Genomic DNA, 15,201 nt, shown 5'->3' with positions numbered 1-15,201 from the left:
GCCTTGCCGGCCGCCTCGCCAGGCATGAAAAATCGTTTGAAAATGCCTAAATATGATTCATAGTTAACAGAGAATTCATGGCCATGGCCTATACTGCGGCTTGCATCCCGCTGCGCCGCCCGGGCCAGGGCTTACGGGCCGTACTGTTCAGGAGAGAATCATGACCCGCACCATTTACCGCACCCTGATGGCCGCCGTTGCAGCCTTCCTGATGAGCGCCTCCAGCCTCGGCTACGCCCAGGCCGTGGACGAAAGCCCGTCGGCCCTGGCCATGGCTGGCGACGCCCTGTTTGTCCGCCCCGCCCTGCTGGCCACCACCATCGTAGGCACCGCCATCTACATTGTGTCCCTGCCGTTCTCGGCCCTCGGCGGCAATGCGGCTGAAGCCGGCAAGGTACTGGTGGTTGGTCCGGCCGAAGCCACGTTCGTGCGCTGCCTGGGCTGCACCCGCAGCGGCTACAAGAACGACACGGTCGCCCAGAAGAGCGAGTGATCCGGCTCAGAATGCCTCGGTCCGTACTATCCCGGCTTGCCAGCGCAAGCCATCTGCGTCAGCCTGAAGAAAACACTTCCGGCTGACGCGATTTATGGTGAACTGGCATTCCATCGACACGGTGTTCCTCGATATGGATGGCACCCTGCTCGATCTGCATTTCGACAACCACTTCTGGCTTGACCACCTGCCCCGGCGCTACGCCGAGCAGTTCCGCCTGGACCCGGCCGACGCCCGGGACACCCTGATTCAAATGATCATGGCCGAGCGGGGCACCCTGAATTGGTACTGCACCGACTATTGGAGCGAGCGACTGTCCGTCGATATCGTTGGCCTGAAGGCGGAGGTCGGCGACCGAATCGGCTATCGCCCCCACGCCAAGCGCTTCCTCGAAGCCCTGAACGCGGCTGGCCTGCGCTCGGTGATTGTCACCAACTGCCACCCGGACCCCCTGGCCCTGAAGCTGGAACGCACCGGGCTTGACGCCCACGTCGACGGTATTGTCTCCAGCCACGAACTGGGCCTGCCCAAGGAAGCGCCCGAGTTCTGGCACCGCCTGCAGGGGCGGGAGCCCTACGCGGCGGCCCGCACCCTGATGGTGGACGACAGCCTGCCGGTTCTGGAAAGCGCCCGGCGCGCCGGGCTGGGACAGTGCCTTGCCATCCTGGCACCGGACAGCCGCCAGCCGGACCGGGCCGGGCATCCGGAGATCCCCGGCGTCCGGGACTTCGACGAGGTGCTGCCCGGGTTGCTCGAGCGATCCGTGCCAAGCGCCCCCTGAGCCGGTTATAATCCGCCCAGACCCCCACCAGGCGAGGAGACATGAGCGCACCACACGCTGCGAACGACCACGATCCGAAAGTCCGGCTCGATAAATGGCTGTGGGCCGCCCGATTCTACAAAACCCGCGCCCTCGCCAAAGCGGCCATTGAGGGCGGCAAAGTGCACTACAACCATCAGCGCGCCAAACCCGGCAAAATTGTCGAGCCCGGGGCTACCCTGTCCCTGCGGCTGGGCTGGCAGGAAAAAGTGGTGATCGTCGACGACATCAGCGACCGTCGCCGGGGCGCACCGGAGGCCCAGACGCTCTACCACGAGACCGACGACAGCGTGAAACGCCGGGAAGACCTCGCCTGGCAGCGCAAGACCCTGCAGGCGGCCCAGCTACCGCCGGCACGGCGCCCGAACAAAAAGGACCGGCGCGACATCCGCCGGTTCCAGGAGCAGCAGGGGCTGTAACGCCCCCGCGCCCCCGACCCGAATATCACCGAATCATCCAGGAGACACACCATGGCATCCCGTGACCAGTTCCAGCGCTTTCTGTTCGAGCACAGCCAAGTGCGCGGCGCCTGGGTCCAGTTGGGCGACAGCTACCGGGAGATCGGCCAGCAGGCTCCTTATCCGGAGTCCGTTCGCCAGCTGCTCGGCGAATCCCTGGTGGCCAGCGTGCTGATGAGCTCCTCGCTGAAGTTTGAAGGCACCCTGTCCCTGCAGGCCCAGGGCGAAGGCCCCGTGCGCACGCTCATGGCCGAGTGCAGCCACGACCGCCACATCCGTGGCCTGGCCCGGTTTGAAGCCGATTCGGTCACCGGCAACACCCTGGACACCCTGCTGGGCACCGGCCGCATGGCCATCACCATTACCCCGGACGCCGGCCAGCGTTACCAGGGCGTGGTGCCCCGGGACCAGGACACCCTGGCGGGCTGCCTGGAAGAGTACTTCGAGCGCTCCGAGCAGATTGCCACCAGCCTGTTCCTGTTCGCCGACGAGGAACGGGCTGCCGGCCTGATGCTGCAACGATTGCCGGGCCACACCGAGGAAGACGACGATCTGTGGGACCGGGTCAATCACCTGGCCCGAACCGTGGAAGCCGAAGAACTGCTCGGACTGGACAGCACCACCCTGCTCCACCGCCTGTTCCATGAGGAGACCGTGCGGGTGTTTGACGGTGAGCCGGTGGCCTTCCGGTGCAGTTGCTCCCGGGATCGCACCCTGGCCGCGCTGGAGAGCCTGGGCCGGGACGAATGCTACGACATCCTCGAGGAACAGGGCGCCATCGAGATGGACTGCCAGTTCTGCCACGCTCACTATCGGTTCGATAGAAACGACATTGATCACCTTTTCACCGGTCATACGTTACACTAAAGGGGCTCTTAACATGCCGCAAAGCCGCTCTGGGCGCGGCTTTGCGGGCAGTCGTTTTTTACCGGCGCGTCTGGCATAATAGCGCGCCTCAATTGACCCGATTGTTCAGATTTCCGTCAATTTTTGGGGGGACGGCCTGGGCAATCCTGAAGACACCCCGAGGGCGAGGTCGAAGTGAGCACTACCTATAATGATCTGAGCGCCGCACGGCTGGTCGAGCTGGCGCTGGCACGCAACGAGGGCCAACTGGCCAGCAATGGATCCCTGGTGGTCCGTACCGGTCATCGCACCGGACGTTCCCCGATGGACCGGTTCATTGTCGAAGAACCCAGCACCGCTGACGACATCCACTGGGGCCCAATCAACCGCCCGTTCAACGCCGAGCGCTTTGACGCCCTCTGGGATCGGGTCGAAGCCTACATTGCCGAGCAGGACCAGTTTGTGGCCCACGTGCACGTGGGCTCGGACCCGGAGCACTACCTGCCTGTGCGCATGGTTACCGAGACCGCCTGGCAGAACCTGTTCGGCCAGAACCTGTTCATCCGCCCGGAGCGCTTCAACCCGTCCGACAAGCAGGAATGGCAGATTCTCAACGCCGCCAATTTCCAGTGCGACCCGGAGCGGGACGGCACCAACAGCGACGGCTGCGTGATCATCAACTTCGCCCGCCGCAAGGTGCTGATCGCCGGCATGCACTACGCCGGTGAAATGAAGAAAGCGATGTTCTCGGTGCAGAACTTCCTGCTGCCCGAGAAAGACGTACTGCCCATGCACTGCTCCGCCAACGTCAGCGAGACCGGCGAGACCTGCCTGTTCTTCGGCCTGTCCGGCACCGGCAAGACCACCCTCTCCGCCGACCCGCACCGCTATCTGATCGGTGACGATGAGCACGGCTGGGGCCCCGGCACGGTATTCAACGTGGAAGGCGGCTGCTACGCCAAGTGCATCGACCTGACCCGCAAGAACGAGCCGATCATCTGGGACGCCATCCGCTTCGGCGCCATCGTCGAGAACGTCATGATCGACCCGGACAGCCGGGAACCGGACTACACCGACGTCTCCCTGACCGAAAACTCCCGTTGCGCCTACCCGCTGGAGCACGTGGAGAAGCGGGTACTGGAAAACCGGGCCGGTGAACCCTCCCACATTGTGTTCCTGACCTGCGACATGACCGGCGTGCTGCCGCCCGTGTCGATCCTGAACCGGGAAGCGGCGGCGTACCACTTCCTGAGCGGTTACACCGCGCTGGTCGGGTCCACCGAGATGGGGTCTTCCTCCAAGCTGAAATCCACCTTCTCCACCTGTTTCGGTGCGCCGTTCTTCCCGCGCCCGGCCGGCGTTTACGCCGAGCTGCTGATGAAGCGCATGGACGAGTTCGGCAGCAAGGTGTTCCTGGTCAACACCGGCTGGACCGGCGGCCCCTACGGTGAAGGCAGTCGCTTCAGCATCCCCACCACCCGGGCGATCATCGCCGCCATCCAGAACGGCGACCTGGACGACGTGGAAACCGAGCACCTGGAGGCGCTGAACCTGAACGTGCCCAAGCACGTGCCCGGCGTCGATGCCGAGCTTCTGAATCCGCGCCAGACCTGGGTCAGCCCGGATTACTACGATGGCAAGGCCCAGGAGCTGATTGCCCAGTTCGTGGAGAACTTCAAGAAATTTGATGTGGACGAGAGCATCGTCCAGGCCGGTCCCAAGCTGCTGTAACCCGGCCCTGAACGCAAAAACGCCCTGCCATACGGCAGGGCGTTTTTCGTTGTGGCCACACCAGGAAGGCGGCGGCTCAGGCGTAGAACAACAGGGGCACAAAGGCCACCAGCACCAGCGAAGCGCCCATGGCAATCAACGGCATGATGATACGCTCATGGCGCTGATAGAAGGTCCCGGTTTCCCGTTCGGCCGCCGCCAGCTCCGCCTCGCCCACCACCTGACGGGCCAGCAGATGGTTCAGCGCCACCGGCGGGCTCAGGTAGCCCAGCTCGAAGGCCACCAGTGCCACCATCCAGAAATGCACCGGCTCAATGCCGCTGGCATAGGCGATGTGAGCAATGGTGGCGGTCACCAGGATGACCGCGCCAAAGGCGTCCATGATCATACCGAGAATAATCAGTACCACCACCATCAGCACCATCGCCGACCAGGGGCTGGCAAAGGCCTGGGGCACCGCCTCCATCAGGTGGGAGCGCTCGATCACCCCGCCAATGCTGACCGACATGCCCAGCAGCAACAGCAGCGCGCCGATCTCCGCCGTGGTGTCGTTGGTGGCCTGGCGCACGCTGTGCTCCATTCCCGGGTGATCGTCTGCGGGGCCCTCGATGGCGCTTGGCCGGCGGCGCAGCGTGACGTGCTCGTAGGCCAGGAGTGCCAGCATCAATACCGGCAGCAGGCGTGGCGCGGAAAACTCATCCATGGAGACGTCCAGGGCCGCGCGATAAAACAGAATCACGCCGGCCATCACCAGCACGTAGGGCACCAGTTGCCGGAGCGCCCGCAAGGTCCCAGGCAAGGCGTCGGCGGCGCTGGCCAGCGCGAAACGGCCCTGACGGTTCACCAGGAGTACCACCGCCATGAACAGGGACGAGGTCAGCAGGAACACCCAGTGTCCCCACCCGAACAACTGGTCCGTGGTGACTTCCCGGTTCAGGTAGGCAATCACCACCACCAGCAGGCACGGCCGCAGGACCACCCCGAGGGAGCCGGACATGGCCGTGGCCGCCAGAGCCAGCTGGCGTCGGGCGCCCACCGCCCGGAGTTCGTGATAGATCACCGCGCCGGCGGCAATGACAAAAATGCCGGAGGCCCCGGTGTAGGCGGTCGGGATGGCCGCCACCAGCACCGCCACCACCGCCAGCATCTCCGGCGGCATACGCCAGGGCCGGAACACGTTGAACACCAGCGTGGCCAGGCGGGTCTGCTTGAGCATCATGCCCACCCAGACGTACAGGCCGACGTTCAGGAACATGTCCGCCAGCTCCATCATTTTGCCCAGGTAGATGCCAATGCCCGAGGCGTGGCCGATCAACGCAAAATACGTTCCTGAGATCAGGCACATGACCGTGTACAGCGGCACCGATAGAAACGCCTTGTTCAACTCGCCTCCCGGCGCAAGGTCCGCGGGCGGCCGCACGAGACGGTACAGGCTGGCCAGGGTCAGGGCGGCAAAGCCGGTGATCCAGAGGTTGTGCAACAGCAGATCGTCCCCGGAGATGGCGACGTCCGAGGCCAGGCTGGACTGCCTGAAAATCACGCTGGAGCCCAGTAGCATGACATTCGCGACGGTCTGCAGGGTGTGGGAGAGCAGGTAGTCGAGACGGGTTTCCATGGCCCGCATGGCAATGTGATGACGGGTCACCGTGGCCGTCACGGCACACAGCATCACCAGCATCACCAGCACGAAGCGCTGGGACGCCAACCCGAAGGCAATGGCGTCCGCCACGAACAGCTCCAGACCCCGGTAGGCCCGCAGCGCCAGGGTCTGCTGGCCCTGAAGTTCAGCGTAGGTGGCAACGGCGGCCTGGCATCGCGCCAGGGAACGCTCTATCGCGAGCCGGACGTCGGCGGGGTCCCGGGCCTGCTCTCCAAGCAGGGCAGCCATGGGGTCATCGCTGGCCGGAGACTGGGCCATTTCGGCCGCCACCGCCGCGTCCACGTCCCGGTTCGGATCACAATCAGGCCGCACCAGCTCGACCCGGAGCTTGTAGTAATCCGGCCAGATCCCCTGCCCGACCTGCAGCAACCGATTGTGGATGTCGCTGCCGGTGGAGAACAGCACCACCGCCAGCAGCAACAGGCAGGCTGGCAGGGAGGAGAACCATTCCAGCCCGGTGCGGCGGGCGCCGGGCGCCGCCATGGTCGCCCCCTCGGACATCGCGCTCATTTACAGCAACCCGTCCAGGCTCATGGTTTCCACCGTTTCCTTCGGATCGTCCCAGAAACTGCCGAGCTGGCCCCGGGGGGTACGATGGCCGGTATTCGCCATCCAGAGCTGGTCGGATATCGCCACGATCAGGTCTGTGGCCATGGCGTCCACGAACCGCCAGTCCGGGTTGGCAGGGGTCTGTTCAAGGGACGCCGCGTGGGCGCGGATGACGTCCTTGACGGCCTCCGTATCGCCCTGATTCATGGCGGCAATGGCGTGGAAAACGTGGGCCAGCCGAACCCCGGCCGCCTCGCCCTGGGTGTCGGCGATGGCCAGGCGCTCGAACGCATCCTCGCCCCGGGGCATGCTGCCTGGCATCAGTGCCCAGACCGTCGCCCGCAGGGCCATCGGTGCGCCCCACCACTTTTCATTGCTGAGGCAGCCCGTGGCCCGCGCCGCCACGGCGGCAATGTTGGTTGGCACACCTTCGGATGCCGCCGATTGAATCTGCGCGTTCAATGCCTGCAGGCCAGACAGCAGGCCGGACAGGTAGATGAACTCGTCCAGCTCATCGTCAAAGTCCGGGCAGGTTCCGGCATCGACGTCGCCGTAATAGGCTTCGAGGTGGTTCCAGGCGGTGTAATAGCGCCGCGCGGCCAGGGCGTAGTCCCGCTGCTGCCGGATCTGGGCGTCCTGAGCCTCCGCCGGGCGAGTATCGTTCAGGGCGGCGATACCGGCCAGCTCCGCTTCCCGGGCACGGGCCTCGGCGCAGGCGCCGGACGACAGATAGAGCATCACCGCCAGTTGGTCCGGCTCAGTGGTCACCCGGCCAAACGACATCAACAGCGGCGCGGTAGCACGGCTCATGGCACAGCCCATCGCCACGTCGTCCTGTTGCATCAGGTAGGGCACGGTGTGGTTGCGGGAAAATCCCTGCATGACGTCACCGGTGGTCTTGTACACCATGTGGTTGACCACGCCGCACCCGCTGATCACGAGTGCCGCCAGTGCCAGGGACAGCCATCGGATAGTCCCGGCGAGGGCCGGGGAGGCGGGCAGTCGGATCAGTTTCATCGTCGGGTCCTGTCGGTTTTTTGTCGCGTTATTCTGGTTTTTGTCGTCAAATGCAATTGCGATTTCCGCGGCCAGCCAGTATTAATGGGCACTCACAACGACAACAAAGGAGTTTCCCCATGCGCAAACCGGAACTGGCTGCCGCCGTAGCCGACCAGACTGGCCTGAGCAAAGACAAAGCCAGCGAAATCGTCAACGCGTTTATCGACCAGGTCTCGGCCGCGGCTGCCCGCGGTGAGGACGTGTCCCTGATTGGCTTCGGCACGTTCAACATCCGTGCCCGGGACGCACGCTCCGGCCGCAACCCGCAGACCGGTGCCACCATTCAGATTCCCGCCAGCAAGACCGTGGGCTTCAAGGCCGGCAAAGCCCTGAAGGACGCCCTTCGCTAGGAACCTCCTTCGCCTACCGGCGGCGCGTCCTGGCAACACCTCAGGACGCGCACTCCGCACGGGTCGCATCCACCCGGCACCGTATCGCCTTCATCAGCTTGATCGCCCGTTCGTCGTACACGCCGTCCTTGAGCAGGGACAGACGCACCTGGCGCAGCATGTCGTTGTATTCCGCCTTGTCGTCCTGGGGCAGATCAATCCACTCGTTTGCCGGAATGCCTGACTCGGCGTCGGCAATGATGCCGTAGGCCTCGTCCAGCCGCTTGATGGACTCATCCCGCACCATCTGGCCGGCGTCGTCCGGGAAGCGGTCCCGATGGATGATCACCTGGAAGTTCATGTAGCCGATGGCGTAGCGGAAGATACCACCGTTCGGACGCACTCCTTTGTACAGCTCCAGCGGCTGGTAAGCCACGGCGGGGGCGTAGGCAAAGTCGACGCTGCCGTTGTTGAACTTTCCGGCAAAGTTGGCGGAGTTGGAACCGACAACAGACGCGCCCACGTGGCGCACCATGCGAACGGAGGCGGTGTCGTAATCCAGGGTGGCAATGCGCTTGCCCTGCAGTTTTTCCACCGTGTTAAGGGTGCGGTCCCGGGTGTACAGGTACACGGCCCCGGCCGGAAACAGGCCGGCCACTTCGTAGTCGCCGTCGATCAGGAACGGCCGGGCCTTGGGCTGGCTGAGGGTGTTGTACAGCAGGCGCATTTCACGCTCACCGGGCACGGCGCCCATCGCCTCCAGGCTGCCGGTGAACTTGTTGAACTCCCGGGCACGGGTGCCGGTGAGCAGGACGGCATCGCACTGACCCGCCTTGAAGTCCTCGGCGGCCACCTTCTCATCGGTGTAGGCCCGCAGATCCAGCTTAATGCCGTGCTGGAGGGCGACCGGCTGAAAGGTCTTGGTGATGGTGAACAGTGGGCCGTTGGCGCCGACCGGGTCGAACACGCAGAAACTGCGCTCAAGCACCTTGGCCTGGGCCTGGGCAAGGCCGGGCAGCGCACCCATGGCGCACAGAGCGGCCAGCGCCACGGCCCGGCGGGCGGGTTTGGGGAAATTCACGGGATGACTCCTGATTTTTGTTGTGGGCGCGCCGCCCTCCATGAAGCCGCGCGCCGGACGTTCCTTGTTGGACCATAAATGGGCCCATATAAGGATACGTTGGCACCCGTGCCTGTCATCAAGGTCTTTTCGGCAAAGCTCAGGAATCTGTGACGGTGTCGACAGGGGTGATTCCACCCCTGCCGCATTTTCAGCCCGGCAGGTTCTGCCAGGCCGGCCGGCCCTCCACCAGGGTCAGGCGCACCACGCCCGGCAGCCGCCGGTCACGCACCGGCGGGTGACGCCCGGCGGACACAAGATGGGGCTCGACCGCCTGCCAGTGAGCGGCGGGGTCGTACAGGCACAGGTCCGCAGGCTGGCCAACGGACAGGGACGCGGCCCGTCCGAGCACCGAGGCCGGACCTCCGGTCAGTGCCCGGATCAGCTGGGTTTCGGTCAACTCGCCGGCGGCCACACGCTCAAGCCCCAGGGACAACACGCTTTCCACACTGGACAGGCCCGGCTCGGTGGCCCCCAGGGGCGCCTGCTTGGCCGCCGGGTCGTGGGGTTGGTGCTGGCTGACAATGGCGTCGATCACGCCGTCGCGCACCCCCGCCAGCAGCGCCAGGCGGTCTGCTTCTGACCGCAGGGGCGGGCGCACGTGATACCGGCTGTCGAAACCGGCCAGGGCCGCCTCGGTAAAGCACAGGTGGTGCATGGCCACGTCCGCCGTCACCCGAACGCCCCGGGCCCGGGCCTCGGCCACCATGGCCACGCTGCGGGCGCAGGAAATCTGGCTCAGGTGCAAGCGTACGCCGGTCTCCTCCGCCAGCAGCAGCAGCTCCATCAACGCGGCGGTCTCCGCCACCTCCGGAATGCCCAGCAGGCCCAGACGGGACGCCACGGCACCATCGTGGGCGTAACCGTCGGCGGCCAGGGCGGCGTTTTCCGGATGGAACATCACCGTTACCCCGAAGGTCTGCGCGTAAGCCATGCACCGGCGCAGGATGCGGGCGTTGCGTACGCTGCGGGAGCCGTTGCCGAGGGCCACGCAACCGGCGCCCACCAGGCCGGCCATGTCGCTGAGCAGCTCGCCTTCCAGGCCCCGGGTAATGGCTCCGATCGGCAGCACCCGGATGGGCGAACGCTGGGCGGCGCCCTCCCGGATCAGATGGGTGACGGCGCCGGAATCGTTCACCGGCGAGGTCTCCGGCGAGGCGCACACGGTGGTGAAGCCGCCGTGGGCCGCCGCCCGGGTTTCCGAGGCAATATTGCCTTTCTGGCCGTTACCCGGTTCCCGGAGATTGCAGCACAGGTCCACGAAGCCGGGCGCCACCACCCAGCCGCTGGCGTCCAGCGTATTGTCCACGGGGCCTTGGCCGGCGTCGGCGCCGATAGCGGCAATCCGGCCGTCCCGGATCAGCAGGCCAGGGTTGTCCCGGGACTGGCCGTCGCCGTCGATCAGGCGGCCACCGGTAATCCGAAGGCTGGCGCCGGATACTGTCAGGGTTGTGCTCATGCCTGGACCCTCCCGCTTGCCGGCGACTGTCGCTCGGCGACCTGCCCACCCATGGCCATGGACATCACCGCCATGCGCACGGCGATGCCGTTGGTCACCTGATTCAGAATGACGGACTGGGGACCGTCGGCCACCGCCGATTCGATCTCCACGCCCCGGTTGATCGGCCCCGGGTGCATCACAATGCATCCCGGGTGTGCCAGAGCGAGCTTTTCGCGACTCAAGCCGTAGAGCCGGTAGAACTCTCGCTCGCTGGGCAGCAGGGCGCCTTCCATCCGCTCCTTCTGCAGCCGCAGCATGATCACCACGTCCAGGTCCTTCATGCCCCGGGCCATGTCGTATTCCACGGTGCAGCCCAGGTTTTCCACGTCCCGGGGCAGCAGCGTACCCGGCGCGATCACCCGCACTTCCTCGGCGCCCAGTTCGTTCAGCGCGCGGATCTGGGAACGGGCGACCCGGCTGTGCAGCACGTCCCCCACGATAGCGACCTTCAGGCCCTCAAACTGCCCCTTGTGCTGGCGAATGGTCAACATGTCCAGCATGGCCTGGGTCGGGTGGGCGTGGCGGCCGTCGCCGGCGTTGATGATGGCCACGCCCGGCGTCACGCTCTCGGCGATGAAATGGGGTGCCCCGCTCTGGGAATGGCGCACGACGAACATGTCAGAGGCCATGGCTTCAAGGTTCAGCAGGGTGTCGGACAGGGACTCGCCCTTGGAGGTGGCCGAGGTGCTGATGTCCAGGTTCAGCACGTCCGCCGACAGCCGCTTGGCCGCCAGCTCGAACGTGCTGCGGGTGCGGGTGCTGGATTCGAAGAACAGGTTGACGACGGTGCGCCCACGCAGCAACGGTACCTTCTTGATGGTGCGTTCGCCCACTTCGATGAACGAGTCAGCGGTGTCGAGGATGTCCGTCAGCAGGGCCCGGTCGAGCCCGTCCAGGGTGAGAAAATGCCGCAACTGACCGTCCCGGGTCAGCTGCAGAGAGTTCGGGTCAGGGTCGTGTGCGGTCATGGCTCGCCTGTTGTCGTGTCGTGCGGTCGGTGGTCCGGGTCAGCCGGTGGTTTGCTGGAACTCGATGTGCAGGGGATCGGGGCCCCGCAGTTTGACCCGCTGGTTGTCGGCCAGGTTCAGCGTCCGGCCGGTGACGTCCGGCTGAATCGGCAGCTCACGGGCGCCCAGGTCAATCAGGGTGGCCAGCAGGATACTGGCGGGCCGGCCGTAGTCAAACAGTTCGTTCATGGCGGCGCGGATCGTGCGGCCGCTCATGATGACATCGTCGATGAGCAGGATGTCCCGATCTTCGGTGTCAAACGGCAGGCTGGAGGGCATCACCTTCGGGTTCAGACCAATACGGCTGAAGTCGTCCCGGTAGAAGGAGATGTCGAGCTCGCCGATGGGCTCGGCAATGTCCAGTCGCTTGGCGAGCAGGTCGGCCAGCCACACGCCGCCGGTGCGGATGCCCACCACCACCGGGGCCGTGATGTTGCGGTCCTGGAGCTGCTGGCGAATGCCGGCCTCCATGTCGTCGAGCAACCGGTGGATGTCTAGCTGTGCAGTCATGCTGTCCTCGTGATGTTCCCGGTGCGATCCGGGCGCGCTTCCATCAGCGGTCAAACCTGGCCGGCCCGCCGCCCGTATTATCCCGGTCCCGGAACCAGGTTTCCAATATCAGCACCGCCGCCCGGTCGTCGATGCCGTTCCGGCCAAAATCCCTGGACCGGCCGGCGGCCAGGGCGTCGCCCTTGGCCTCAAAACTGGTCAGGCGTTCGTCCACCATCTCAACCGGGCAGTGAAACCGCCCTTGCAGGCGCTTGCCAAACTTGCGGGCCCGGGCGCACATCTCGTTCTCGGTGCCGTCCATGTTCAGGGGCAACCCCACCAGCACCAGGTCCGGCTGCCACTCGGTCAGCAACGCCTCAATGCGCGTCCAGTCCGGGATGCCGTCCCGGGCCGGAATCAGCGCCAGTGGCTCGCCCCGGCCGAGCCATTCCTGGCCAACCGCCGCGCCCATCCGGCGCAGCCCGAAATCAAACGCCATCACCCGCCGGCGGCCTGCCTCAGGCATGGCCCACCGACTCGGTCAGTTGGTTCAGATCAATGCCCATGGACGCCAGCACGGCCTGGTAGCGCTGATCCACCGGGGTTTCAAACAGGAGGTCGGCAAAGGCGGGACAGGTCAGCCAGGCGTTGCTGCCCAGCTCTTCCTCCAACTGCCCGGCGCTCCAGCCGGAGTAACCCAGCAGTACCTGGTATCGGGCCGGCCCGTCGCTCCGGCCGATGGCCGCCAGCACGTCCCGGGAGGTGGTCAGGCTGACGTCGGCGTGCACCGACGCGGTGTGCTGCCAGACCACGCCGGGGGTGTGCAGTACGAAGCCCCGTTCTGGCTGGACCGGACCGCCGCCGTATACCGGTACGTCCAGGTCCTCCCCCGGAAGGTCCATCTGCTCCAGGATTTCGCCCAGAACAAGATCCAGGGGCCGGTTCACCACCAGCCCGAGGGCGCCTTCGTCCGAATGCTCGCACAGATACACCACGGTGCCGTGGAACCGCGGGTCGGCCAGCCAGGGTGAGGCCACCAGGAAATGGTGCTGCAGGGAGTGAGGCGATACCCGGGACGCGTTCATCCGGAGGACAACCCCCGCTTCTGGAACGACCAGGTACGAATGATTTCCAGCTCGTCCACGTTCTCGCTCATCTCCTCCGGGAAGGGGGCAAAGGGCGATGCCATCCGGACAATACGAATGGCCGCGTCATCCAGAACCCGGCTGCCGGATGACTGCAGAATCGACACTTCTTTGATTGTGCCATCTTTGCGCAGGGAAACCAGCATCCGCAGGGTGCCATAGAGTCCTTCCCGGCGGGCTTCGGTCGGATAGTTGATGTTGCCGACCCGGGTCACCTTGCTGACCCAGTTCTGCACGTACCAGGCATTCGAGGATTTCAGAGTGGATGCGGCCGTCACCCGCATCACACGGGGCTTGCGGGCGTAGGCCTGTTGCTGGGCGTCAAAGCGAGCCTCCAGGGCGGCGATTTCAAGGCTCCGCTCCATCAGGCTCTTTTTCTTCTGCACCGGCGCAGGCCGTTCCTGGTCGGCGTCTTTTGCCGGCGCCACTTTGCGGTCAGAGGCTCCGGTGGTCGATACCACCGGCACTTTCTGCGTTTTTTCGGGCTCGGTACGCGCCGGGGACTGCGGCGGCGCTTCAGGCGGCGCGGGCTGCGCCAGATCCGATGGGTGCGGCGTGGTCAACTCGCGGGCTTCATTTTCGGTCCCGCTGCCCACCTGATTGGTCTGTGCCAGAAAGTCGGCCTTCTCGGGCGCCTTCTCATCGTCAAACTGGGCAAGCGTGATCTCCATGGTCTGGGCGGATGGCGTCGGGGACTCCGGCGCAAACGTGATGCCCAGGACCAGCACGGCGTGCAGGGCCAGCGCCAGAAACAGCGTGAACGAAAACCGGTCTGTGTCGCTTACCTGAACTGCCATGCTCCCATCCGCCGTTACTCCCGCCCTTATTTCAGCCCTGACGTCCGCCCGTGCGGCCTGTCGGTCAGGCCGCGTTCAAACGCCGTTCGATGGCGTCCATCAGTTGCCCGGCTATGTCGATACCGAAGGCCGCATCCAACTCCCGGATGCAGGTGGGGCTGGTGACGTTGATTTCGGTAAGGTAGTCGCCGATCACATCGAGGCCCACGAACATCAGGCCCTTCGCCTTGATGGCCGGTGCCACCCGGGCACAGATTTCCCGGTCCCGGGCGGTCAGTTCACGGCCCTCACCGCGGCCGCCGGCCGCCAGGTTGCCGCGATTCTCCCCCTGGGACGGAATTCGCGCAAGGGCGTAGGGCACCGGTTCACCGTCGATCAGCAGGATGCGCTTGTCGCCATCGACGATTTCCGGGATGTATTTCTGGGCCATGGCCTGGTGCTCGCCATAGTGGGTCAAGGTCTCGATGATCACCCCCAGGTTGAAGTCGTTTTCCCGCACCCGGAAGATCGAGTGGCCACCCATGCCGTCCACCGGCTTCATGATGATGTCACCGTGGCGGGCATAGAATTCCCGGAAACGCTCGGCCGACCGACTCACCAGCAGCGGCGGGGTCAGATCGTCAAACTGGGTGGCGAACAGCTTCTCGTTGCAGTCCCGCAGGGTCGCAGCCGGGTTAACCACCAGGGCGCCCTGTTGCTCAGCCGCCTCCAGGATGTAGGTGGCCATGAGGAATTCCCGGTCCACCGGCGGGTCCTTGCGCATCAGAATGACGTCCAGGTCGCCCAGGGCACGCTCCTGGCTGCCGCCAAACCCGAACCACTTGTCTGGATCGGCGTACACGGTCAGCTCCCGGGTCCGGGCCATGGCACGGGCGCCGTCCAGATACAGGTCGGACTGCTCCATGTACTCGATCTGCCAGCCCCGCTTCTGGGCCGCCAGCAACATGGCCAGTGAACTGTCCTTCTTGTAGGTAATCTGGTCTATGGGATCCATCACGATCCCGAGTCGGACTGTCATGAGGTGTTTCGGCTCCTGGGCAGTAAAAACACGAACCGGTCAGCAGAGTGGACCGGGCAGAAAGTGCTATGCTGAATCGTCAGATGGTAGTGTACCCGACCGGTGAATGCATCCGGAGATGGAACCCCCTCCATCGGGGTTATCCCTGACGTGACCGTGCCGGCACCAGTACATTTGGT

16 protein-coding genes are annotated in these 15,201 nt (G+C 65.1%); 6 read left to right on the top strand and 10 right to left on the bottom strand.

Going from position 1 to position 15,201, the window contains the following annotated elements:
- Positions 1-160 precede the first annotated feature (160 nt).
- From V3388_RS00605 to V3388_RS00585, 5 genes are all read left to right on the top strand, one after another.
- On the top strand, positions 161-493 hold the full coding sequence (locus V3388_RS00605; RefSeq protein ID WP_336365580.1) for a hypothetical protein: 333 nt from the start codon (positions 161-163) through the stop codon (positions 491-493).
- 94 nt (positions 494-587) lie between these two features.
- Positions 588-1,274, top strand: a complete 687-nt coding sequence (gene yrfG / locus V3388_RS00600) for a GMP/IMP nucleotidase (protein ID WP_336365579.1) — start codon at positions 588-590, stop codon at positions 1,272-1,274.
- Positions 1,275-1,315: 41 nt separating this feature from the next.
- Positions 1,316-1,732: a ribosome-associated heat shock protein Hsp15 gene (gene hslR / locus V3388_RS00595; protein ID WP_336365578.1), complete on the top strand. Its 417-nt coding sequence runs from the start codon at positions 1,316-1,318 to the stop codon at positions 1,730-1,732.
- A gap of 51 nt (positions 1,733-1,783) precedes the next feature.
- On the top strand, positions 1,784-2,638 hold the full coding sequence (hslO, locus tag V3388_RS00590; RefSeq protein ID WP_336365577.1) for an Hsp33 family molecular chaperone HslO: 855 nt from the start codon (positions 1,784-1,786) through the stop codon (positions 2,636-2,638).
- 174 nt (positions 2,639-2,812) lie between these two features.
- Positions 2,813-4,348, top strand: coding sequence for a phosphoenolpyruvate carboxykinase (locus tag V3388_RS00585; protein WP_336365576.1), 1,536 nt, complete (start codon positions 2,813-2,815; stop codon positions 4,346-4,348).
- Between the two features lie 76 nt (positions 4,349-4,424).
- On the opposite strand, the gene V3388_RS00580 is transcribed toward V3388_RS00585, so the two are convergent.
- Both V3388_RS00580 and V3388_RS00575 read right to left on the bottom strand, forming a co-directional pair.
- Complete coding sequence (locus V3388_RS00580; protein WP_442915608.1) at positions 4,425-6,491, bottom strand: TRAP transporter large permease subunit; 2,067 nt, start codon at positions 6,489-6,491, stop codon at positions 4,425-4,427.
- 27 nt (positions 6,492-6,518) lie between these two features.
- On the bottom strand, positions 6,519-7,574 hold the full coding sequence (locus tag V3388_RS00575) for a hypothetical protein (RefSeq protein ID WP_336365574.1): 1,056 nt from the start codon (positions 7,572-7,574) through the stop codon (positions 6,519-6,521).
- Between the two features lie 119 nt (positions 7,575-7,693).
- Between V3388_RS00575 and V3388_RS00570 the strand changes: the two genes are divergently transcribed.
- A complete protein-coding gene (locus V3388_RS00570) occupies positions 7,694-7,966 on the top strand; it encodes an HU family DNA-binding protein (protein WP_336365573.1) in 273 nt (90 codons plus the stop codon).
- A gap of 40 nt (positions 7,967-8,006) precedes the next feature.
- On the opposite strand, the gene V3388_RS00565 is transcribed toward V3388_RS00570, so the two are convergent.
- The 8 genes from V3388_RS00565 to gshB form a co-directional block, all read right to left on the bottom strand.
- Positions 8,007-8,972, bottom strand: coding sequence for a putative solute-binding protein (locus V3388_RS00565; protein ID WP_336366439.1), 966 nt, complete (start codon positions 8,970-8,972; stop codon positions 8,007-8,009).
- Between the two features lie 244 nt (positions 8,973-9,216).
- Complete coding sequence (locus tag V3388_RS00560) at positions 9,217-10,524, bottom strand: dihydroorotase (RefSeq protein WP_336365572.1); 1,308 nt, start codon at positions 10,522-10,524, stop codon at positions 9,217-9,219.
- Positions 10,521-11,534 (bottom strand): aspartate carbamoyltransferase catalytic subunit, encoded by a 1,014-nt coding sequence (locus V3388_RS00555; protein WP_336365571.1) that lies wholly within the window; start codon positions 11,532-11,534, stop codon positions 10,521-10,523. Before V3388_RS00555 ends, V3388_RS00560 begins: the two co-directional genes overlap by 4 nt.
- Before the next feature lie 39 nt (positions 11,535-11,573).
- Positions 11,574-12,083: a bifunctional pyr operon transcriptional regulator/uracil phosphoribosyltransferase PyrR gene (gene pyrR / locus V3388_RS00550; protein WP_336365570.1), complete on the bottom strand. Its 510-nt coding sequence runs from the start codon at positions 12,081-12,083 to the stop codon at positions 11,574-11,576.
- 43 nt (positions 12,084-12,126) lie between these two features.
- Positions 12,127-12,588, bottom strand: a complete 462-nt coding sequence (gene ruvX, locus V3388_RS00545; protein WP_336365569.1) for a Holliday junction resolvase RuvX — start codon at positions 12,586-12,588, stop codon at positions 12,127-12,129.
- Positions 12,581-13,147 (bottom strand): YqgE/AlgH family protein, encoded by a 567-nt coding sequence (locus V3388_RS00540; RefSeq protein WP_336365568.1) that lies wholly within the window; start codon positions 13,145-13,147, stop codon positions 12,581-12,583. The genes ruvX and V3388_RS00540 overlap by 8 nt, the downstream gene beginning before the upstream one ends.
- Positions 13,144-14,004, bottom strand: coding sequence for an energy transducer TonB (locus V3388_RS00535; protein WP_336365567.1), 861 nt, complete (start codon positions 14,002-14,004; stop codon positions 13,144-13,146). The genes V3388_RS00540 and V3388_RS00535 overlap by 4 nt, the downstream gene beginning before the upstream one ends.
- A 64-nt stretch (positions 14,005-14,068) precedes the next feature.
- On the bottom strand, positions 14,069-15,022 hold the full coding sequence (gene gshB / locus V3388_RS00530; protein WP_336365566.1) for a glutathione synthase: 954 nt from the start codon (positions 15,020-15,022) through the stop codon (positions 14,069-14,071).
- Positions 15,023-15,201 lie beyond the last annotated feature (179 nt).

It is taken from the genome of Marinobacter sp. C2H3 (assembly GCF_037080155.1).
In the GTDB taxonomy this organism is placed as follows: domain Bacteria; phylum Pseudomonadota; class Gammaproteobacteria; order Pseudomonadales; family Oleiphilaceae; genus Marinobacter.
This window is presented reverse-complemented; position numbering and strand designations above follow the sequence as displayed.